The sequence below is a fragment of the Pedobacter sp. 01N416 genome (assembly GCF_056399685.1).
On record NZ_JBFTRT010000987.1, the window covers coordinates 1 to 756 of the forward strand.

Genomic DNA, 756 nt, shown 5'->3' on the forward strand with positions numbered 1-756 from the left:
GTAGGGATAGAAGCAAAACTTACCAATTTTATCAATTGGTCTTATCTTGCAAATTTCTCGGTAACCGATAATAAAGCCAAAGTTGCTGATGCGATAAAAACGAATTTCCAGCAGCTTAGGCAGCAATCTAGCCTGGCTATCACCACTGTTAGAAATGTGTATTTAAATTTATCGGTAGAGCATTTATTTACGCATCAATCTACACAACCTAATCTGAAATATCTTTTTGCAGATATGAACATCAAATACAAACTCTTAAAAATGAAAACAGATTTAGAATTTGGCATAACCAATCTGGCCAATATCAAAAGGTTTGATGCGATTTATCTTTCAGCAAATTCACTCACCACCGGAACCTATTATATACCGGGAAGGGTGGCCATGCTGAAAGCTACTTTTAATTTTTAAGCAGGCAATTCGGTCGTTATCAATAGCGATTCTTTTTGTGGTAAGCCTAGATTTAGGCGGTGCGTCATTCCCAACTTGATTCGGAATCTTAAAGCTTATTGCATTATGATTCTCTCCTGCGCGGGAATGACATTCCGATGTTCATGAGCTCTTGAATACAATCAGATGAACGGGTCTTCGAGCTTAAATCTGCAAATTCTTTTTGATCTGCGGAAAAAACAAGCAATCGACTATTTGTTTTCCTGCAGATTTAAGATGATAAACGCAGATTTTTATCCCTAGCAATGCCTGTACATTATTAAATAACAAGTTTAAAAGATTTCTCGACTGCGCTCGAAATGACGAATG

1 protein-coding gene is annotated in these 756 nt (G+C 36.9%); it reads left to right on the top strand.

Features of this window, described 5'->3' with window-relative positions:
- A partial coding sequence (locus AC1DND_RS28835; RefSeq protein ID WP_477586394.1) for a hypothetical protein occupies positions 1-408 on the top strand: 408 nt, incomplete at its 5' end.
- Positions 409-756: the final 348 nt, after the last annotated feature.